Raw genomic sequence first — 19,359 nt, 5'->3', positions numbered from 1 at the left:
ACCTAAAAAAGCCTTTAGTAATTACTAAAGGCTCATAAGTGCTCAAAAGTTCTTTATCTCCTTGAATTAATCACTAAAACTCAATAGCTCACTTATAGAATATTGTATTGCGAAATTTAAGTTATCAATAACATCTTGCTCGAAATCATCCAGATAAATAGCGGTAGTTCTATTGCCGTATTGATGCCCCATTGCTTCAGCAATTAACTCGTTTGAGTACCCCATACGCTTAGCTAAAGTAGCCCAAGTGTGACGTGCGACATAAGTAGTAACTTCACCAATTTCGAGGTTACCGGATATTCTTTTCAAATATTTGTTCGTGGTTTTAATCCATTGCAGTATGATGTTTTTTGCCTCTAAGCCATCTTCTTTAATAGTGTTAGGCATGATAGGTAAAAGATACTCCCCGTTTTCATTATGATACTTCTTAAAGATTGCCAGAGCTTCGGTAGTCAATTTTATATCGTAACGCTTACCAGTTTTGCGTCGTTTATATTGCAAGCGACCAGACTTAATATTTGAGTGTTTTAAGTATGCAAGGTCGGTAAACGATATACCTATAAGGCAAAAGCTTAGCATGAAATAGTTTTTTACATCCCACTCAGGTTTATTCGGTGCAGCCTCGTAGGTTGCAAATTTTATAACCTCATCTTTTGTGATTGCACGTTTAGCGGTTCGTTCAGACTTGAACGCAATATCAGTAAAGTAATACGCATCTTTACTTACCAGTTTCTCTTTAATCGCCTTATTAAAAATCGCCCGGATAGTTCGGAAGTAGTTGCTTACAGTATTCGGTTTTACGCCATCGCTAACCAACCTGCTTTTAAAGTTTTCAAGAAAGCGGTAGTTTATTTGCTCAAACGTGAGTTCGGCAAAGTTAGCAAACGATATAAGGCGATTAACCGAAGTCTGATAAACGATAGCATTTCCAACTTTATTATTTTGGTATAGGTCATTTATTAGGCGATTCGAGTATTCATTAAAAGTAAGTGGTTTGTTTACTTCAACTTCAATTACCGGCTGTACCCTTATCTTTTCTTTTAAGGCCTTTAACGTAAACTGTTGATTGTCCAATAACCCCTCAGTGGACTTCTGTACCTTGTGGTAAGCGTTGGTAATGGCGGAATGAAGACTTTTATAGTTAGGGTGAGATTTGAGCAGGGTGGAGTTATGCTCGTCCCAATGTTCTTTCTTTATTGATACACCTACCGGAAATGCGGCGGTTCTACGATTGTGGGTTACCCGGATAATGACTGGATAAGTACCATTAACTTTTGCTCTGCGGTCATCTAAAACTAAATGTGGAAAAACCATAAAAGTGATTTTTATGGCTCGGTGGCATGCTTTTGCTTGCAAATGCTTGCAAATTTTACAACAACACATCGGTTGGACGGTAGCGGTTAGACGATTTGTCTTTATAATTACCTAGAAAACAGTCCCTTTAAGCCAAAGGGAGTTTAGCTCAGCTGGTTCAGAGCATCTGCCTTACAAGCAGAGGGTCACTGGTTCGAACCCAGTAACTCCCACTTAATAGTCAGGCACTTACGGTATAAAAACCATAAGTGCTTTTTTATTTGCATACAATTTGCATATAAAAACTGTTAAATTAAATATTCTATCGGATTTTTAAAGCTTAGAAGCTCAGCTGCATTTAGTGAAAAATGGCGGTTTAATTTGATCATGAGGTACCTAGCGGCAAACGCGAGGGGACATTTAAGATGCCTGAACGACCTTGCTAAAGTTAGCATAGCAAATTTCATACACTTCACTCAGTAGGTCACGCCTTCTTACCGTTTTATTCCGGTGTTTTTGTTTGATATCTAATATAGGAATCTCTTTTAAAGGCAAGGTGAACAGGTAATCATCATGGAAACGCGCAGCTCCCCTCGCCTGCCAAAACTCGTCATAGGTATTGGCAAAAGCCTTTTGATCCAATCCAGGACTATTACTCAACTGGTTGGCGGCGCCAACCGCTAATAGGGTATCGATATCCAATGACACGGCAACCGCTTCAATTGCTTTAAGCAAAATAGCCGACGGGTGAATTTTGTTAAAAAGGTCCAGGAAACGATCATTGTTCGCTTTTAATGTTGGCGACCTTTGCAAGTGAGCAATGTAGAGAAGGACACCGCTCCGGCAGCCCATCAATTCCCCGGGCAGGAAACTAAATGACATGGTAGAGATGAGATCATTATTCACTTTCAGGCATAAGGATAAAGGCCCCTCATACTCCGATATGATATTCTTTTGCAAAACGATGCTAAATTCACAGTCCTCTATGCTTAATTTAACACACTCCAGTCCGTATAAAAAAAGCTGGCGAAGGTGTACCGTGGGAATAGTCCGGGAAAGAAAGGTATAATGACAGATCAATACCTGATTCCTTTGGCGGCTATCAAAGGGCCGGGAAATATAAGGGTCCAGGAAAATAGTAAGCGGGCGGTTGGAAATGAGTTTTGCCTTCAGAAATGGGGAAAGTACCCGGCTCAATTTCCAAAAGTTACCGATGTTCAAAAGTACCTGACCGTGAATCATGTAGGAAAGGATCGCAACTATTCCCTTGACTTTATCACTCATTTTATAGAAAAACCGCATGTCTCATAGGACTCGATCTGCTAAGGTAGGCTTTTTCGGTCAACTTATCCGGGTGGTCGCATTCGGGAACAATAAGAACATCAGGGTTATGAGATAAAATAAATTCGCCTTTTTTACGAAATGCCATACTACAATTCCACATAATTATTTTCATTTCGTTATAATGCTTTATTAAACCTTCTCTAAAAGTCTAATAATTTTTCCATTAGTTCCTTTTTATTTGCCTCTTCAAAGCCTGCAAAATAACCTTGCGTTGTTTTCAAGTTACTATGCGAAAAAGCCTCGCTAACAAACTCCATACTTAACCCGCTTCTAATTGCGTTGGATGCTGCGCAAAATATGTATGAAAGGAAGAGATTGAAAATATTTTCAAAAATAAGTCCTAATATTTGTTTCGTACGAAAATATTCCTACCTTTGTTTTATCAAATATTATGGAAGATCAAAACAAAAGAGTAGAACCTACCAAATCTGAATTAGAAATATTACAGGTACTATGGGAAAAAGGCCCTTTAACCGTTCGCGCGGTTAATGACGAGTTGCTGAAGCAAAAGGATGTGAACTATACCACTACCCTGAAGCTGATGCAGATTATGGCTGAAAAGCGCATCCTAAAACGTGATGAAAGCCAGATGAAACACATATATCACGTGGTGGAAGCCGAGCATAAAACCAAAGACCACCTGCTTGATAGGTTTATCGACTCTGTATACCAAGGCTCAGCAGGCAAGCTGGTTATGCAACTGTTAGGCAATGAAAAAGCGTCAAAAGAAGACCTTGATAGTATCCGCCAGATGCTTGATGAATTAGAAAAGAAATAAACCACTCCTAAACCTTCTACATTATGTTAAAATCAGTAATTACATCCACGTTGATTGATCAAATAATGGTTGCATTAAGTGCCACGCTAGTGTACTCATTAGTTTTGGCAACTGTGTTGGCCGCGTTGGCTGGGCTGGTAATTTTGTTTACCCGCAAGGCAAGCTCGGCCATGCGTTACAATTTATTAGTATGTCTGTTAGTGTTGTTCAGCGTTTCATGCGCAGTAATATTTGGTCGGGAGTTTAGCGATATTGACCGGTCGGAAGTTGCTTCGTCTTTGGGTACCTTTACGGGCAACATTGATCTTGGGTCAACAACTGTTGCACCGCCAATGCAGGTTCGGTACAATTATCTAACAGATCTTTCGGCCTTTATCAATACCTATCATCATGCTGTAGTGCTCATCTGGTTCCTGATTATTTGCGTAAAGGCTATTCAAATGGGGTTGGGGTTACAGGATGTTTACCGTTTAAAGCGTTCAGGTACGCGCCAGGTGAGCGGGCGTTGGATAGAAACCATGCAACAAATGGCGGAGCGCCTTAGAATTAAACAAAAAGTTGAGCTACTAGAATCAGGTGCGGCCAGGGTTCCAATGGTGATAGGCAATTTAAAACCGGTTATACTGATGCCTATAGGCCTGCTAACAGCTTTAAGCACTGCCGAGGTAGAGTCTATATTAATGCATGAACTGGCGCATATCCGCCGCCGCGATTATTTGGTTAACCTTCTGCAAAGCTTTATAGAGATAGTCTTCTCTTTTTAACCCTGCTGTGTTGTGGGTATCGCATTTGATCAAAACTGAGCGCGAAAATTGTTGTGATGATCTCGCTCTTAACAATAGCACAAGCAAACATAATTATATACAAGCGCTGGTAAGTTGCGAGGAATACCGCCAGGCAAACCCTACGTATGCGGTAGCTTTTTCGGGCCAGAATAACAGTTTGATCAGCAGGGTAAAACGCTTGGTAAATAACCGTAACCACAGCCTGAATGCTTTTGATAAAGCCTTGCTGACTATCTGTTTGGTTATATCTGGCCTATGTCTGTCGGCCTTTGCAGAAAAAGAAACGATTAAGAAGACCATCCATCAGGTGGTTAATGCTATTTCACATAAGCAAGAGAGGAGCAAACGGGTTGCCGAAATTGTGGTGCCTGCTGCCGTTAAATTAAAGCCAATACTTGGGCAGACAGATACAGTTCCGAAGAGTGCCAGGGAACAAGCCGAACTTAATGAAGCAGCATGGTTTAAGCCGACAGATTCACTTAATAAAAATATTCAAACAGGCAGAAGAGTTATCCGCGACACGAATACAGTAACCAGTTTTTCAGTAACTACTTCATCCAAAATAAACCTAAAGGAGTTGATGAAGTTAGACTCTGCCGGTAGTTCTACTCCGCTAAAACCGCTGCCTACAACCGCCGCTAATAAACCCAATAACACCACCGGCGTTATTTGGGCCGAAATGGTAAAGGATGGTCTAATGAAAGAAAATCATCCGGTACCATTTAGTATTGATGAAAACTCATTTGTAGTAAACGGAGTGAAACAACCGGAAGCACTGGCCCAAAAATACCTGGCATTATCTAAAAATGGTCTTTCACATAGAGTTGATCCAACGCAAAACCGATCAACCATGAACAAAATTATTTTGGAAATGGCAAAAGATAAACTGTTCACAGCCGGCGAAGACAATTTTTCATTTAAGCTAAATAGCGATGAGTTTATAATAAACGGTAAGAAGCAGCCCGACGACGTTTTCCAAAAATATTTAAACGACTTTGTGAAAAAAGCACCGGGTGGCGCAATAAGTTGGAGTTACAGCGATGTTAGAACCAAGTGACCTTCACTTAATAAGAAGTCCGACAGAAATGTTGGACTTTTTTGTTTAGCTTATTGCTAACTTATAGCATAAATTTACAACATGAACAACGGCCGCCACATCAAACCAGAATGGATACCCGCCGCTTACCAGAGCAGTCAGGATGAGGCAGAGGAAAAGGGCATAAAACCCCAAATGCAGCCCTTAGCGCCACTATATTCCCGTGGCAAGGCTCTTTTGAAGACAAACATAAACAAGCCCGGCAAAAAGCCCTAAAAACAAAATGTGCAGACGTTAATTAAAACATCTGCACATCCGCATATCTGCACATCAAAAAATCTACAGCTTTATCTCTTCGTCTTTCGACGAGAAAAAATGAAACTCGGTTATCTGGTAAGCAGGGTTACTTTTAACCTTTATCCATTGGTTATATTTAAAGTACCACTTGCGCTGTATATTAAATAAGCCCTTTTTTATGAATGCTTCAACGTACGGGTGCACGCATAGTGTTATGCCGCGCTCGTTTTGTTCAAGCAGTATATAATTAAAGTTATTCTCAATATCGTCTATCAGCAATACGGTAGGCCTTATGGTGCCGGTGCCATGGCATGCCGGGCAAACCTCGCTGGTGACAATATTCATTTCGGGCCTTACGCGCTGGCGGGTAATTTGCACCAACCCAAATTTGCTTGGAGGCAAAATGGTGTGCTTGGCCCTGTCATGCGCCATTTCGGCACGCAGGTAGTCAAACAGCTCCTTGCGGTTGGTAGGTTTGTGCATATCGATAAAGTCGATCACCACAATACCACCCATATCGCGCAGGCGCAGTTGCCTTGCAATTTCTTTAGCAGCTTCTTTATTTACCTGGAAGGCGTTCTCTTCCTGGTTTTCTTTGCTTGCTGTGCGGTTGCCGCTATTAACATCAATAACATGCAGCGCTTCGGTGTGTTCAATAACCAGGTAGGCGCCGCCTGCCAGGTTAACTGTTTTACCAAACGCTCCCTTTATTTGCTTATCAATGCCATAATGTTCAAATATCGGTTCTTTGTGCTTGTGCAGCTTAACGATACTTTCCATATCCGGAGAGATGTCGCGTATGTACGACTTCACCTCTTCAAACAAACTTGGGTCGTTTAAATAAATGTTCTGAAAATCGGGATTTAATATATCCCTTAAAATTGTTGAGGTACGGCCAATTTCGCCCAATACCTTCTTCCCCGGCTCTACCAATGGCAGGCGCGTAACAAAGGCTTCCCACTTTGATATCAGATCAAGCAGGTCTTTTTGCATTTCGGTTACACCTTTTCCTTCGGAAACGGTACGGATAATAACCCCAAAATTTTGGGGCTTAATGCTTTCAACTATCTTGCGCAGGCGTGTACGCTCTGTGTTGCTCTTTATCTTTTTTGATATGGATATCACATCAGAAAAAGGCACCAGTACTACGTAACGGCCGGCTATTGACAGGTCTGAGCTTAAACGCGGGCCCTTGGTAGATATAGGTTCCTTTGCAATCTGCACCGGAACAAGCTGATTTTTTACCAATACTTCAGAGATCTTTCCTCCCTTACTTATATCGTCATCAAGCTTTAACCCATCTAACAATTTAGACTTGTAGCTGCCGCCACGTACCTGCTTGGTCAGTTTAAGCAGGCTCTGCACCTGCGGACCAAGGTCAAGATAGTGTAAGAAGGCATCTTTCTCGTAGCCAACATCAACAAAAGCGGCATTTAACCCGGGCATCAATTTTTTAATGCGCCCGAGATAAATATCGCCAACAGTATAATTGTTGCTTATTTGCTCTTTATGAAGCTCTACGAGTTGTTTATCCTGTAATAATGCAATGGTAGCCCCGTTGGGGGATGAATCGATAATTAGTTCTTTTATCAACTGCTACTCCATTTCTTAATGCCGTGATTTGTTTATTCTCACAAGGCATATTAATTGAGGGTAAAAAACAATAAATGCTATCTGCTTTTGCTATAAAAGCAAACAAAATAGGGGGCCTAAAAGCCCCTTATCTTATTTCTTTTTGTGCCTGTTTTTTCTTAAACGCTTTTTGCGTTTGTGCGTAGCCATTTTATGTCTTTTACGTTTTTTACCGCTTGGCATAATAATAATTTTTTAAATGTGTTTAACTTAATTTTGTAATTCCTTTATATACTGGTCAATGCGCTGAGTGAATGATGGATCAGGCATTAGTTCCTTGCATTTTTGGTAAGCCGCAATGGCTTCCTGTTTTTTGCCTATTTGCTTGCAGCTTTCGGCTAAATAAAAATAAGCTTCAAAATCGGGCTTAATAGCTATCAGCGTTTTAAAACGTGCAACAGCTTTATCATACTGACCAGATTTCATCGAGAACAAACCCAGATTAAGGTTTGCTGCCACATTATTAGGGTCTTTATCAACCACCTCGCGCAGCAAAGCTATACCCTGCATTGGCGATGCGCCACCATTTACATAAGCCACACCCAAACCTGTTTTTGCATCCAGGCTTGATGGGTTAAGTTTAGTGGCATTTTGAAAAGCTTCAACCGCGTTAGTTACAAAAACAGGTGCGGCTGCAGTATCCGGCGAAACTTTGTAAGCCTCATTAAACCTGATACCAGCGTTCATCCATTGGCTGAAAGAATTTTCTTTGCGCGCAACGGTAAGGTAGTAAAATGCAGCTGGTGCGGGTTGATTTACATCATCCCAGGTTTTTGCAAGTTGTTTTTCAAGATCAATTTTATCCGCATCAGCTGATGCTTTTTGAAGCTTCGCTTCCAGATCATTGATCTTTACTGACAGGCCTTCGCCTATAGCAGCTTTAGCGGTTACAGATACACTCGTAACTGTAACATTTGCTGCCGGGGCAACACCTGCTTTAGCGCTTTCGGGCGCATCATGGCCGCTATCTTTAGGTAAAGCCCTTAACGGTTGAACATACAAATAGCCCATAATAGCCAAAATGGCTACTGCGAATGCTATTTGTTTGATTTTCATGACCTTTTAATTGATTGCTTATTTAGAAACTTTGTTACCAGTTTTTACTTTCTCAACAAAAGTTTTAGCCGGTTTAAAGCTTGGAACGAAATGCTCCGGGATGATGATAGCGGTATTTTTTGAAATGTTACGCGCTGTTTTTTTAGCTCTCTTTTTAATAACAAAACTACCGAATCCTCTAACGTATACGTTCTCGCCGCTAACCATAGAGTTTTTTACAACTTTAAAAAACGCCTCAACTGTTTCCTGAACGTCTACTTTTTCTATACCTGTTTTTGAAGAGATCTCGGTTATAATTTCTGCTTTAGTCATGTTTTTATTTCCTTTTAATATATTATTACTTAACTGATTTGGGGTTGCAAAAGTATCTCTTTATTGGCAAAGTTTGAAATTATTAGTGCTTTTTTTTTGCGGGGGTATCTAATACACATATATATATTACAAATGCCACACAATTAGCTGTATAACTTATACTTTTGTGGGTCATGCACGTTACAGAAAAGCTGATAAACTGGTACAATACACGCAAGCGCGATCTGCCCTGGCGCCACACAACGGATGCTTATACCATATGGTTGTCTGAAATTATTTTACAGCAGACCCGGGTTGAGCAGGGCCTGCCTTACTTTTACCGGTTTTTAGAAAGATACCCTACCGTAACTGATTTTGCCGCCGCGCCGGAAGATGACATTTTAAAACTTTGGCAGGGCCTGGGGTATTACTCGCGCGGGCGCAACATGTTAAAAACTGCTCTACAGGTGGAGCAAGAGTATAAGGGAACATTCCCCACCGCCTATCATCAGCTTATAAAATTAAAGGGTATAGGCGAGTATACAGCCGCCGCTATAGCATCGTTTTCTGCTAATGAGGCTAAGGCCGTGCTTGATGGTAATGTTTACAGGGTGCTATCCCGCTACCTGGGAATAAGCGAGCCTATTGATAGTACGATAGGGAAAAAGATCTTTAGAGCGGCGGCAGACGATTTTCTTAACCAGGATAAGCCCGCCGAGCATAACCAGGCCATGATGGAGCTGGGCGCATTGGTTTGTAAGCCCAAAAATCCGGCTTGTGGTACCTGCCCCATTAATTTGGGTTGTTACGCTTTTTTGCACAACGCAACAACAGCGTTGCCCGTTAAGGCCAAAAAAGTAAAAATTAAGGAGCGCTATTTTAATTATTTTTTAATAGAGGACGATAACCGGATACTAATAAATAAGCGCGGCGAGGGCGATATATGGGCCAATATGTATGATCTGCCTTTGATAGAAGCAGACCATCAAATCACCATAGCAGAATTGGCAACCTTACCCCAAACGGTACAATTTTTTGGGCCTGATTTAAGAATAAAGAAAATACTCCCAGTTGTAAAACATATTTTAACCCATCAACATTTGCATGTGCGCTTTGTTATTTTAGACCAGAAACCCATTGTAATGGCTAAAAGCTGGGATTTCATAGAAGTAGAAAATTTGACGAAGTTGGCGCTGCCAAAAGTGATTTTTATATTTTTAGATAATTTTTTAAATTAGAAATAAATATTTACTTTTATGGCCATGTCTGGAATTAACAAAGTAATTTTAGTGGGTCACTTAGGCAAGGACCCCGAAATAAGATATTTAGAAGGTGGTGTGTCTGTAGCAAGCTTCCCTTTGGCCACCTCAGAAACATTTAATAAAGATGGAAAAAAGGTTGAGCAAACGGAGTGGCATAATATAGTATTATGGCGCAGTTTGGCAGAAGTAGCCGCCAAATATTTGCAAAAAGGCAAACTGGTTTACATTGAAGGTAAACTGCGTACCCGTTATTTTGAAGATAAAGAAGGCTTAAAAAAGTATACTACCGAAATAGTTGCAGAGAACTTTACCCTTTTAGGTAGAAAGACTGATTTTGAAAGCGACAATCATCCGCGCTACGGTAACAAACTGCCCGACGGCCAGCCAACTTTTGACGGGACTGCCGCATCAGAGGATATACAATTCTAAACCAAATATAAACCAACCAATGAAGGCCTCCCGATTCTTGTCGGGGGGCTTTGTTTTTTTTAGTGATTTATTTGAAGGTCTTAATGCAATCGGCAAGTTGCCTGCCAGGATAATGATATATAGTAATAATTATTTATTGTTTATCAGCCCGACTAAATGTAATACCGTCTTTGTAATCGATAGCAAGTCTATTTTGGTCGCACTTGTGTGTATCGTCCTGAAAAAAGTTTACACTTTTAATGATTAATCCTGTGATAAGTTTACACTTTAATTTTAGTCCTGTTATAGGTTTACACTTTTCTAAATATAAAGAATAAACTATTGTTGTTTGCTTGTTGTGTGGGAATGTGGGAAACTCCTTCAGTTTTCCATATTTCCACATGTTTTTCGTTTTTTGCTTCTTTTTTCTTTTTACTGTCTCCTTTCTTTTGTTTAAAACTGTGGTACCCGATTTCTGCAGGGTCTGTTAACCCAACTCTTCCATTTACGTTGGATCGGGCCGGTTTGACCATGTGCCTGGTCAGGGGTCATCATATCAATGCTGCTATGCAGCCTCACGCTGTTATAAATCTCAACAGCTGTTACTGCCGACTCCCGGGCGCTTGTAAGGTGGGGATATACTTCCTTAAGTAACTCCAGCTTTAGTATTCCGTTTACTCTTTCTGCAATGGCATTATCCCTGGGATCACCGCTTTGGGTCATGCTGATAGCGATAGCGGCTTGATTTAACAAACCGATATAGTTTTCACAACAGTATTGTGAACCACGGTCTGAATGATGGATCAACAGTTCATTACCCGTCCTTTCTTTAAGCGCCATTTCCAGAGCCGCCACAGGCCCCTGAACTGATAGGTCCTTATTCATGTGGTAACCCACGATCTTACGACTGTAAGCATCTGTAACCAAACTCAGATAAGCGAATATGCTCTTTTTCAGTCGTATATAGGTAATGTCACTCACCCATAATTCTTCTGAACGGCTTAATACGATACCCTTTATCAGGTCGGGGTATTTCTTCATCCAGTGATTCGAGTCCGTTGTCCGGGGCTTACTGTGCCTACGCTTTCTGTTTAACAAACCGTTTTCACGCAGCAGGTCAAACACCCGGTCTCTGCCCCTGACGATATGATGATCTGCCATAAATGGCTCCATCATCGCATACAACTTTCGTCCTCCAAGTTTCGGTTGAAGCAGGCGGTGAGCAAGCACCTGAGCGATTATCAGGTCGTCCTCCAGTACACTTTTTCCTAATGCTTTTTGATATTGATAATACGCCTGTGGCGAATGACCAAGCAGTCTGCAAAGCTCACGAAGTCCCCGTGAGCAGCTTTGCATTTTCATTTGGACCGCCTGGTGCCATGCTTTTTTCGCAGGTCTATACCCAGCTCCTTACTGGATATATCGATCATCAGATCCTGTAACTCAATCTTCAGACGAGCTTTTCGAAGCTCCTCACGGAGCGTCTTAACATCATCCGGTAAGGTTGTGTCTTCTACTGAAATGGCTTTAATTGCTGCCGGCTTCTTTTCTTTCTTTTGCTTTGACATCACCATCCGGTGGATTTGCGCACGGGATATTCCGTACTTTTTCTCTAAAGCTCGGTAATTTAATCCCAATAAATTACGATCCATAAGTATCGATTCTGCTGTTCTTTCGTCCATCTTTGTTTACTTAATGTGTAAACCTATTTCAGGACGAGACAACTGTTATCAAAAGTGCGCAAATTTGAATTTATATAACTGGCTGATAATCAAGAAAATGGATTTATTTTACAGCTAAATTTCCTGACTTATAAGTAGTCTCACTTTGTCCCAACAAAAAACTGCAAACGGCTAACTGCCAACTTCTTATTTAAAAGAATGTCCCACAACGTCTCACTCTGTCTCGCGCACACATGGGACAATAGATCATGGTTGATAGCTAACACAAGGGAACCATGATCTGTCAACCATCAACCAATCTCCTATCTTCCTCCCGGCGGGCAATGCTCTTTTAAAAACTTGGTAAACGTAGTTTGCAGGTGCTTGGTGGTACCCTCGCCTTCTGATATGGAGTGCGTTCGGTTAGGGTATAGCATCAGTTGAAACGTTTTGTTGTTTTTAACCAACTCGTTAATAAGCAGCTCAGCGTTCTTGTAATGCACGTTATCGTCTCCGGTACCATGAACGTACAACAGATCGCCCTTCAAATTCTTAGCATAAGTAACCGGCGATCCCTTTATAAAATAGGCCCGGCCCTCGTCTGTAGTAGGTACACCCATATAGCGCTCCTGGTAAATGTTATCATAAGTAAGCTGATCGTCTACCGCAGCTACGGCAATGCCTGTTTTGTATATCTCAGGGTACTGAAACATCAAGTTAAGGGTAGATGAACCGCCGCCGCTCCAACCATGTACGGCCACGCGGGTAGGGTCAACAAAGGGCCATTTTAGTATCTCGGTAGCGGCCATAGCCTGGTCGCGTATGTTAATAAGGCCTATGTTTTTGTAGATAGCCTGGCGCCATGCTGCACCTTTAGGGGCAGGTGAGCCGCGGCCATCAACAGATATATAGATATAACCGTCGTCGGCCATGCTGCCGGCGTATCTTGAGTTTTTACCGGCACTATAGGTATCCGCAGAGGTTTGCGTAGCCGGTTCGCCATATACATAGAACACAACAGGGTATTTCTTAGTTGGGTCAAAGTTGGTGGGTTTAACCATCCAGCCGTCCATTTCAATACCATCAACCGTTTTTACTTTGAAAAACTCGGGCTTGTTCTTGGCGGTAATGTTTAAGCGTACCTGCGTGCCGCTTATATACTGATGCTCTGGCAGGCTAATTACCTCGCTTGCCGCCGCAGTGTAGCTGTTCTGGAAGGAATGTATGGCCACCTTGGCATTAGGGGATATATCGTAACTGTGCGTACCCGGCAACGCATATGGCGACAGGCGCTCGGCCCTGCCACCGCCAATTTTAACGCGGTGCAGGTAGCGTTGGGTTGCATTATCAGGCGAGGCTATAAAGTAAATGTAGCCACCCTTTTCATCTATCAGTGTTACGCTTATCACGTCGTAATCTCCGGGGGTTAACAGGGCTTCCTTGCCATCAATCCCAACGCGGTAAATATGTTTCCAACCGTCTTTTTCGGTAAGCAGTAAAAAGGCTTTGCCTTGATTTACCCAATCCCATCCAACTGCTTTGCCGCGCACATCAACCCAGGCTTTGCTTTTTTCCTGATAGATGGCACGCGCGGTACCGGTTTGGGCATTGCATATAAAGATATTCTCCTCGTTTTGCGGGCGGTTAAGCTGCAACAATATTAATTCGTTGGCATTGGTGGTCCATTCCATACGGGGTATATAATGCTGTATGGCATCTCCCGGTACGTTCATCCAGGTGGTTTTGGCAGTTGATACATCTACCACGCCAACCTTGCATGCGCTGGGGTCTTCCCCTGCTACCGGGTATTCCACCGGCACTACAAAGGGGTAGGTGGCATCAGTAGTGTTAAGCATCAGGTAGTTTTTTATCTTGCGGGCATCTAACTGCCAGTAAGCAATTGTCTTGCTATCCGGCGACCAGCGGAAACCGTCGCGGCAATCAAATTCTTCCTCATATACCCAGTCAAAAGTGCCGTTTATCAGGCGATCAGTTCCGTCGGTGGTTAATGCTTTGGCCGTGCCGCCCGCAACGTCTTCCACGTAAATGTTGTTTCCACTTACATAGGCTACCTTGCTGCCATCCGGAGATAACTTGGCAAACATGAGGGACGAGGCCGGCTTGTCCTTACCAATCTGCTTCAGTGTTTGTGTGGTGGCATCAAATAACCAGTAATCGCCGCGGGTATCCTGCCGCCAAACTTTTTTGGTATTGGTGTTGATCAGGATCTTTTGCCCGTCTGTTGTTATGGTAAACCTGCGCACATTGATAGGTTTGCCGCCCTGCGGTGTAAGCTGAGCTACACTTGCCAATACGGTTTTCTTTGCTGCATCACGTGCATCAAGGGAAACTATCTCGCCATTTTGCGTGGTGTAATACTGATAACCATCAGGTGCCCAATAGCGCTGGGCCTTTGTGATGTTAACAAAAATGAACAACGCCAATACCGGCGATAAAAATTTTATCGAAATTTTCATGAGAATAATATTCAGTTAATGTTAAATAGGCTATTGCTTATTTTGGCGTTAAAATTAATATTTTATTGCGTTATTTAAACCATCGCAAACCTAAAGGCGTTACGCTATTAATAAATCTATATAGAACCGGTTTTAAATGAGAAAAATTGTATTGGTATTTGGCTGTGTGTGCCTTGCTTTTAGTGTTTTTGCCCAGCGTGCAGACAGGAGCCAGTTTATTCGGGACAGCCTTGATATTTACATAAACCGTGCGATGACCACCTGGCGAATACCGGGTTTGGCCGTTTGTGTTGTAAAGGATAACCAGGTTGTACTGATGAAAGGCTACGGCATTAAGGAAATGGGACTTAATGATCAGGTAGACGAGAATACCCTGTTTATGATAGGGAGCAACACAAAAGCATTTACAGCTACCGCGCTTGCCATGTTAGCTAACTCTGGTAACCTTTCACTTGATGATAAAGTAACCAAATACTTCCCCTGGTTTAAGTTAGATGATAAAGCAGCGGGCGAAATGGCAACCGTTCGTGATCTTTTATGTCACCGCCTTGGCCTAAAAACCTTTCAGGGCGATTTTACATTTTATAACAGTAACCTTACGCGTTTACAGATCATTGAAAAGATGGGGCAATTAAAGACCACCTATCCTTTCAGAACTAAATGGGGTTATTCTAATTCTGCCTTTTTAACTGCGGGCGAGATTATTCCGCACGTTTCTGGAAAATCATGGGATGCTTATTTAAAAGAGAATATTTTTGCTCCGCTGGGCATGAGCAATACCGTGGCTCTTACTGCCGATCTACCAAAATCGCTTAATCGCACTGTACCACATACTTTTATTGATGAACGGCTAAGCCCTGTTCCTTACGGGCAATTGGATAATATGGCACCAGCAATGAGTATATCATCATCAGTTAGTGATATGAGCAAGTGGGCCATGATGTTGCTAAATAACGGCAAAGTAGGAGCAAAGCAGGTTATACCTGCTGCAGCAATTGCTGCAACGAGGGCTCCACAAGATGTTGTTGGCACGGTACGCCGGTTAAACGGGCAAACTAATTACTCGTTATATGGACTTGGCTGGCATTTGGAAGATTATGCGGGGCACAACCTGGTGATGCATGACGGCGGCGTTACCGGCTATGTGTCTTCGGTAACGTTGGTGCCTGACGAGCATTTAGGCATTATTGTTTTAACCAACACTGATCAGAATGATCTTTACGAGGCTTTGAAATGGGAACTTATTGATGTTTTTTTGAGATTGCCTTTTCGCAATTATAGTGAACAGTTCCTGGCTAATGCAAAAAGTGGAAAGGCTTTACAGCAACAAACTGATAAAAAACTGCGCGACTCAGTAGCGTTGAATTTACAGCCTGTGCCGTTTGTCAGCAATTTTGCCGGAGTTTACCATAATGATCTGTATGGCAATGTAACGGTAACACGCGGTTTAAATAATGATCTGGAAATGCGGTTTGAGCATCATCCGCGTATGTTTGCTAAGCTACAACCATTAGGAGGGGCGCGTTTCTATGCTGCTTTTTCTGATCCGATATATGGAAAAACGGTTTTTCCATTTACCGTCCAAAACGGGCGCATAATATCGGTAAGGGTAAAAGTTGATGATTTTATAGAATCAGACCTTTACGAATTCAGGAAAATCAATTAAGCAGTTTAGTTAAAGTTAACCAGTGTAATATCAAATATTAATACTGAGTTGGCAGGAATAGTCCCGGCATCTTCATTTTTATATCCCAAACCCGAAGGGACGTACAACACGATGCGCCCGCCTTTGCCAATTTTAGGTAGGCCAATTTTCCAGCCTTCAATTAAACCATCAATAGTTGAGAAATAATAAGGGCTGGTTTTTTCGTCAAAAACAACTCCGGTTTCCATCAAACTACCTCTGTATGTTATAAACGGACCATTGCTTAAAGTTGGCTTGGCTGCCGAGCCCGGCGTAATTATCTGGTAATATAATCCCGACGCATCCTTAACCGCAGTAATACTATTTGCAGCAAGATAAGCCACTATTTTCGCATCATCTATCTTAGCTTGCGCCTCATGGTCAAAATTATCCTTATCAGATTTTTTACACGCAGAGAGGGCGGTTATTATCAGGCAGAAAAACAGTAGATATCTTTTCATATAAATTTATGGTACTTGCTATGCAAGTTTAACGCAAAAGTACTTTAACTATTTTGTTTATATTGTTAAAGAATGTTAAAGCGCCGTTTTAATTTTTAGTTCATTTAACTGTGCATCTGCAATGGTTGATGGCGAATCTATCATTACATCGCGCCCCGAATTATTTTTAGGGAAAGCTATCACATCGCGTATAGAATCCAGACCAGCAAAGATAGAGCACAACCTGTCAAACCCGAAAGCGATACCACCATGCGGCGGAGCGCCATATTCAAAGGCATCCATTAAAAAGCCAAACTGTTTTTGAGCTTCTTCCGTGCTAAAGCCTAAATGTTTAAACATAAGGGCCTGCAAAGCGCGGTCGTGTATACGAATAGAACCGCCGCCTATTTCAGTGCCGTTTATAACAAGGTCATAAGCATTAGCACGTACCTCTCCCGGTTTTGAATCAAGCAAAGCAATGTCCTCTGGTTTTGGCGAAGTGAAGGGGTGGTGCATGGCGTGGTAGCGCTCGGTTTCTTCGTCCCACTCTAATAACGGGAAGTCAAGCACCCAAAGCGGCGCATAAGTATTTTTATCACGCAGGCCCAAACGGTTACCCATTTCTAAACGCAGTTCGTTCAATTGCTTGCGTACCTTATCTGTTGTGCCTGCAAGCACAAGCATTAAGTCGCCTTTTTCGGCTTCAAACGCAGCGGCCCAATTGGTCAGGTCGTCTTCAGTATAAAATTTATCAACGGATGATTTTAAAGTACCGTCAGCATTGTAACGGCAATAGATCATGCCTGTTGCACCTATCTGCGGGCGTTTTAACCACTCGGTAAGTTCATCAATTTGCTTGCGGGTATATTCTGCGCAACCTTTGGCGTTGATACCCACAACCAACTCTGCATTGTCAAAAATGCCCAGGCCTTTGCCTTTTACAATATCGTTAAGTTCAACAAACTGCATCCCAAACCGGATATCGGGTTTGTCAGACCCATATAAACGCGCAGCATCAGCATATTGCATCCGTGGGAAATTCTCAAATTCTATCCCCTTAATATTTTTAAACAAATGCCGGGTTAATCCCTCAAATATATTCAGGATATCTTCTTGCGTAATGAAAGCCATTTCGCAATCTATCTGGGTAAACTCCGGTTGTCTGTCGGCACGCAGGTCCTCGTCCCTAAAGCACTTTACTATCTGGAAATAACGATCGAAACCGCTCACCATTAACAGTTGCTTAAATGTTTGTGGCGATTGTGGCAGGGCGTAAAATTCGCCCGGGTTCATGCGGCTTGGTACAACAAAATCGCGCGCACCTTCTGGGGTTGATTTAATAAGCACCGGGGTTTCAACTTCAATAAAGTTAAGCCCATCTAAATACTTACGTATTTCCTGCGCCATTTTGTGGCGTAACACCAGGTTGTTGCGTATAGGGTTACGGCGCAGATCAAGATAGCGGTATTTAGCGCGAAGCTCTTCGCCGCCATCAGTATCATCCTCAATTAAAAACGGAGGGATCTTAGCCGCGTTAAGCACTTCTATATCGGTTACGGTTATTTCAATTTCGCCGGTGGGGATCTTTGTGTTCTTGTTAGTACGCTCTATTACAGTACCGGTAACTTTAATTACAAATTCCCGGCCCAGCTCGCGGCTGATTTCACGCAATGCGGCATCGCTATCGGTATTAAATACCAGTTGGGTTAAACCGTAACGGTCGCGCACATCAATAAAGGTGGTGCCGCCCAGGTCGCGAGATTTTTGCACCCATCCGCATAAAGTAACCGACTGGCCTAAATGGCTGATATTTAATTCGCCGCAAGTATGTGTACGTAGCATAGCAATTTTTGTAAAGAGTGCAAAAGTAGTATTTTGAGGTGAAAGCTGAAAGGTATTTTAAGGCGAAAGGAAAAGGGGAAAAGGTAAAAGGTCTTTACAGGAATAATTTAACCAGGGTAGTAATGACTTTGCCATATTAATTATATTTGAAAGAGTAGATATGGAAGTAAGAAAAAGCATCATCATTTTATCAGGGCCTATTGGTGCGGGCAAAAGCACTACCGCTTGTGAGTTGATAAAACTTTTACCAGAACCGCTGGTGTATATTGAGGGTGACAGCTTTTGGAAGCACATTGTTAAAGGCAGGCCGGATTTTAGTGCCAAGGAAAATTTAAGAATGAATGCATCGGCCATTTTTGCCGCGGCCATTCCATACGCGCTTTATGGGCATACCGTATTGCTGGATTTTGCCTTTACGCCCGGAGCTTTAAAGAAAGCGATTGAAGTAGCTACCCGCCGGCAAATACCCGTAAGGTATGTAGTATTAAGGCCGGATATAGACATATGCGCCACCCGTGCCGCCAACCGCAAAGAGTGGGCTTTTGCAAAATACGACGAACCCTTGCAGCGCTTATACAATGCTTTTGATAGTATGCAGGCCAATATCATTTACGATAACACAAATAATGCTGCTGAAATCGCCTCAAAAATTATAGAGGGGCTTGATGAAGGGATGTTTGATGTAAGTATTTAAAATGCTAAATCTATAAAATACGAAATAGTACATCCGAAATGGCGCAACCCTCTTGAGCACCTAAAAAAACAACAACTCGCGAAAAATCCGAAATAAAGAAATACCTTTGCCTCATAATTCTCAAGGGGTGCCTTGCTTTGGTTATAAAATAAACTGCAGGTTATTTTACCAAACATAAAGACGGGCTGAGATCAAACCCATGTTGATTTGTAAGTTACATGTTGAAGGTTGTAAGTAAAACTTGCATCTCAAAACTCGAAACACGCAACCCAACTGCACCTGATCCGGGTAATGCCGGCGTAGGGAGAGGTAATAAGTTAAGTGTACTGCGCATTCAACCCTGGTGGGCAGATGGTTTAACGTTTTTTATTTAATAATC

General features: G+C 42.2%; 19 protein-coding genes and 1 tRNA gene. 10 read left to right on the top strand and 10 right to left on the bottom strand.

Annotated elements, in window-relative coordinates:
• Positions 1-66: 66 nt before the first annotated feature.
• On the bottom strand, positions 67-1,314 hold the full coding sequence (locus ACVW2L_RS15140; RefSeq protein ID WP_457128800.1) for a phage integrase SAM-like domain-containing protein: 1,248 nt from the start codon (positions 1,312-1,314) through the stop codon (positions 67-69).
• Between the two features lie 137 nt (positions 1,315-1,451).
• Between ACVW2L_RS15140 and ACVW2L_RS15135 the strand changes: the two genes are divergently transcribed.
• A tRNA-Val gene (locus tag ACVW2L_RS15135) sits at positions 1,452-1,526 on the top strand.
• Positions 1,527-1,713: 187 nt separating this feature from the next.
• Here the strand turns inward: ACVW2L_RS15135 and ACVW2L_RS15130 are convergent.
• Positions 1,714-2,577 carry a DUF535 family protein gene (locus ACVW2L_RS15130; protein ID WP_457128799.1) on the bottom strand — a complete coding sequence of 288 codons (864 nt, stop codon included), beginning with the start codon at positions 2,575-2,577 and terminating at the stop codon, positions 1,714-1,716.
• A gap of 451 nt (positions 2,578-3,028) precedes the next feature.
• On the opposite strand from ACVW2L_RS15130, the gene ACVW2L_RS15125 reads away from it, so the two are divergent.
• From ACVW2L_RS15125 to ACVW2L_RS15110, 4 genes are all read left to right on the top strand, one after another.
• Positions 3,029-3,415, top strand: a complete 387-nt coding sequence (locus tag ACVW2L_RS15125) for a BlaI/MecI/CopY family transcriptional regulator (RefSeq protein ID WP_457128798.1) — start codon at positions 3,029-3,031, stop codon at positions 3,413-3,415.
• 23 nt (positions 3,416-3,438) lie between these two features.
• Positions 3,439-4,179: a M56 family metallopeptidase gene (locus ACVW2L_RS15120; protein WP_457128797.1), complete on the top strand. Its 741-nt coding sequence runs from the start codon at positions 3,439-3,441 to the stop codon at positions 4,177-4,179.
• Between the two features lie 7 nt (positions 4,180-4,186).
• Positions 4,187-5,257, top strand: coding sequence for a hypothetical protein (locus ACVW2L_RS15115; RefSeq protein WP_457128796.1), 1,071 nt, complete (start codon positions 4,187-4,189; stop codon positions 5,255-5,257).
• 81 nt (positions 5,258-5,338) lie between these two features.
• Positions 5,339-5,512, top strand: a complete 174-nt coding sequence (locus ACVW2L_RS15110; protein ID WP_457128795.1) for a hypothetical protein — start codon at positions 5,339-5,341, stop codon at positions 5,510-5,512.
• Between the two features lie 63 nt (positions 5,513-5,575).
• Here ACVW2L_RS15110 and ACVW2L_RS15105 read toward each other — a convergent pair whose 3' ends face one another.
• The 3 genes from ACVW2L_RS15105 to ACVW2L_RS15095 form a co-directional block, all read right to left on the bottom strand.
• Positions 5,576-7,126, bottom strand: a complete 1,551-nt coding sequence (locus tag ACVW2L_RS15105) for an Rne/Rng family ribonuclease (protein ID WP_457128794.1) — start codon at positions 7,124-7,126, stop codon at positions 5,576-5,578.
• Between the two features lie 249 nt (positions 7,127-7,375).
• Complete coding sequence (locus ACVW2L_RS15100; RefSeq protein ID WP_457128793.1) at positions 7,376-8,221, bottom strand: tetratricopeptide repeat protein; 846 nt, start codon at positions 8,219-8,221, stop codon at positions 7,376-7,378.
• 18 nt (positions 8,222-8,239) lie between these two features.
• On the bottom strand, positions 8,240-8,533 hold the full coding sequence (locus tag ACVW2L_RS15095; RefSeq protein WP_457128792.1) for an HU family DNA-binding protein: 294 nt from the start codon (positions 8,531-8,533) through the stop codon (positions 8,240-8,242).
• 173 nt (positions 8,534-8,706) lie between these two features.
• On the opposite strand from ACVW2L_RS15095, the gene mutY reads away from it, so the two are divergent.
• Positions 8,707-9,750, top strand: a complete 1,044-nt coding sequence (gene mutY / locus ACVW2L_RS15090) for an A/G-specific adenine glycosylase (protein ID WP_457128791.1) — start codon at positions 8,707-8,709, stop codon at positions 9,748-9,750.
• A 24-nt stretch (positions 9,751-9,774) separates the two neighbouring features.
• Positions 9,775-10,203, top strand: a complete 429-nt coding sequence (locus ACVW2L_RS15085; protein WP_457128790.1) for a single-stranded DNA-binding protein — start codon at positions 9,775-9,777, stop codon at positions 10,201-10,203.
• Between the two features lie 432 nt (positions 10,204-10,635).
• Here the strand turns inward: ACVW2L_RS15085 and ACVW2L_RS15080 are convergent, their stop codons facing one another.
• The 3 genes from ACVW2L_RS15080 to ACVW2L_RS15070 all read right to left on the bottom strand — a co-directional run bounded on the left by ACVW2L_RS15080 (position 10,636) and on the right by ACVW2L_RS15070 (position 14,320).
• Positions 10,636-11,544 (bottom strand): IS3 family transposase, encoded by a 909-nt coding sequence (locus ACVW2L_RS15080; RefSeq protein WP_457128789.1) that lies wholly within the window; start codon positions 11,542-11,544, stop codon positions 10,636-10,638.
• Positions 11,541-11,864 carry a hypothetical protein gene (locus tag ACVW2L_RS15075; RefSeq protein ID WP_457126385.1) on the bottom strand — a complete coding sequence of 108 codons (324 nt, stop codon included), beginning with the start codon at positions 11,862-11,864 and terminating at the stop codon, positions 11,541-11,543. Before ACVW2L_RS15075 ends, ACVW2L_RS15080 begins: the two co-directional genes overlap by 4 nt.
• Before the next feature lie 302 nt (positions 11,865-12,166).
• Positions 12,167-14,320: a DPP IV N-terminal domain-containing protein gene (locus ACVW2L_RS15070; RefSeq protein WP_457128788.1), complete on the bottom strand. Its 2,154-nt coding sequence runs from the start codon at positions 14,318-14,320 to the stop codon at positions 12,167-12,169.
• A gap of 136 nt (positions 14,321-14,456) precedes the next feature.
• Here ACVW2L_RS15070 and ACVW2L_RS15065 point away from each other — a divergent pair, with 136 nt between their 5' ends.
• Positions 14,457-15,986, top strand: coding sequence for a serine hydrolase domain-containing protein (locus ACVW2L_RS15065; RefSeq protein WP_457128787.1), 1,530 nt, complete (start codon positions 14,457-14,459; stop codon positions 15,984-15,986).
• A gap of 5 nt (positions 15,987-15,991) precedes the next feature.
• Here the strand turns inward: ACVW2L_RS15065 and ACVW2L_RS15060 are convergent, their stop codons facing one another.
• Complete coding sequence (locus ACVW2L_RS15060) at positions 15,992-16,465, bottom strand: FKBP-type peptidyl-prolyl cis-trans isomerase (protein WP_457128786.1); 474 nt, start codon at positions 16,463-16,465, stop codon at positions 15,992-15,994.
• 75 nt (positions 16,466-16,540) lie between these two features.
• Positions 16,541-18,286: an aspartate--tRNA ligase gene (aspS, locus tag ACVW2L_RS15055; protein ID WP_457128785.1), complete on the bottom strand. Its 1,746-nt coding sequence runs from the start codon at positions 18,284-18,286 to the stop codon at positions 16,541-16,543.
• A 160-nt stretch (positions 18,287-18,446) separates the two neighbouring features.
• Between aspS and ACVW2L_RS15050 the strand changes: the two genes are divergently transcribed.
• On the top strand, positions 18,447-18,980 hold the full coding sequence (locus ACVW2L_RS15050; protein ID WP_457128784.1) for an AAA family ATPase: 534 nt from the start codon (positions 18,447-18,449) through the stop codon (positions 18,978-18,980).
• Positions 18,981-19,198: 218 nt separating this feature from the next.
• Complete coding sequence (locus ACVW2L_RS15045; protein ID WP_457128783.1) at positions 19,199-19,354, top strand: hypothetical protein; 156 nt, start codon at positions 19,199-19,201, stop codon at positions 19,352-19,354.
• The last annotated feature ends 5 nt before the right edge of the window (positions 19,355-19,359 follow it).

This window comes from Mucilaginibacter sp. HD30, from assembly GCF_054061755.1.
The sequence above is the reverse complement of the archived record's forward strand: the minus strand, read 5'-3'. Positions and strand labels throughout refer to the sequence as shown.

What these genes read in the sequence shown, in the direction of transcription:
- ACVW2L_RS15100 (WP_457128793.1), bottom strand. Translation starts at nt 8,221, where the DNA reads ATGAAAATCAAACAAATAGCATTCGCAGTAGCCATTTTGGCTATTATG.
- ACVW2L_RS15085 (WP_457128790.1), top strand. Translation starts at nt 9,775, where the DNA reads ATGTCTGGAATTAACAAAGTAATTTTAGTGGGTCACTTAGGCAAGGAC.
- ACVW2L_RS15045 (WP_457128783.1), top strand. Translation starts at nt 19,199, where the DNA reads ATGTTGAAGGTTGTAAGTAAAACTTGCATCTCAAAACTCGAAACACGC.
- ACVW2L_RS15080 (WP_457128789.1), bottom strand. Translation starts at nt 11,544, where the DNA reads ATGAAAATGCAAAGCTGCTCACGGGGACTTCGTGAGCTTTGCAGACTG.
- ACVW2L_RS15065 (WP_457128787.1), top strand. Translation starts at nt 14,457, where the DNA reads ATGAGAAAAATTGTATTGGTATTTGGCTGTGTGTGCCTTGCTTTTAGT.
- ACVW2L_RS15050 (WP_457128784.1), top strand. Translation starts at nt 18,447, where the DNA reads ATGGAAGTAAGAAAAAGCATCATCATTTTATCAGGGCCTATTGGTGCG.
- ACVW2L_RS15120 (WP_457128797.1), top strand. Translation starts at nt 3,439, where the DNA reads ATGTTAAAATCAGTAATTACATCCACGTTGATTGATCAAATAATGGTT.
- ACVW2L_RS15125 (WP_457128798.1), top strand. Translation starts at nt 3,029, where the DNA reads ATGGAAGATCAAAACAAAAGAGTAGAACCTACCAAATCTGAATTAGAA.
- aspS (WP_457128785.1), bottom strand. Translation starts at nt 18,286, where the DNA reads ATGCTACGTACACATACTTGCGGCGAATTAAATATCAGCCATTTAGGC.
- ACVW2L_RS15130 (WP_457128799.1), bottom strand. Translation starts at nt 2,577, where the DNA reads ATGAGTGATAAAGTCAAGGGAATAGTTGCGATCCTTTCCTACATGATT.
- ACVW2L_RS15095 (WP_457128792.1), bottom strand. Translation starts at nt 8,533, where the DNA reads ATGACTAAAGCAGAAATTATAACCGAGATCTCTTCAAAAACAGGTATA.
- mutY (WP_457128791.1), top strand. Translation starts at nt 8,707, where the DNA reads ATGCACGTTACAGAAAAGCTGATAAACTGGTACAATACACGCAAGCGC.
- ACVW2L_RS15110 (WP_457128795.1), top strand. Translation starts at nt 5,339, where the DNA reads ATGAACAACGGCCGCCACATCAAACCAGAATGGATACCCGCCGCTTAC.
- ACVW2L_RS15140 (WP_457128800.1), bottom strand. Translation starts at nt 1,314, where the DNA reads ATGGTTTTTCCACATTTAGTTTTAGATGACCGCAGAGCAAAAGTTAAT.
- ACVW2L_RS15060 (WP_457128786.1), bottom strand. Translation starts at nt 16,465, where the DNA reads ATGAAAAGATATCTACTGTTTTTCTGCCTGATAATAACCGCCCTCTCT.
- ACVW2L_RS15075 (WP_457126385.1), bottom strand. Translation starts at nt 11,864, where the DNA reads ATGGACGAAAGAACAGCAGAATCGATACTTATGGATCGTAATTTATTG.
- ACVW2L_RS15070 (WP_457128788.1), bottom strand. Translation starts at nt 14,320, where the DNA reads ATGAAAATTTCGATAAAATTTTTATCGCCGGTATTGGCGTTGTTCATT.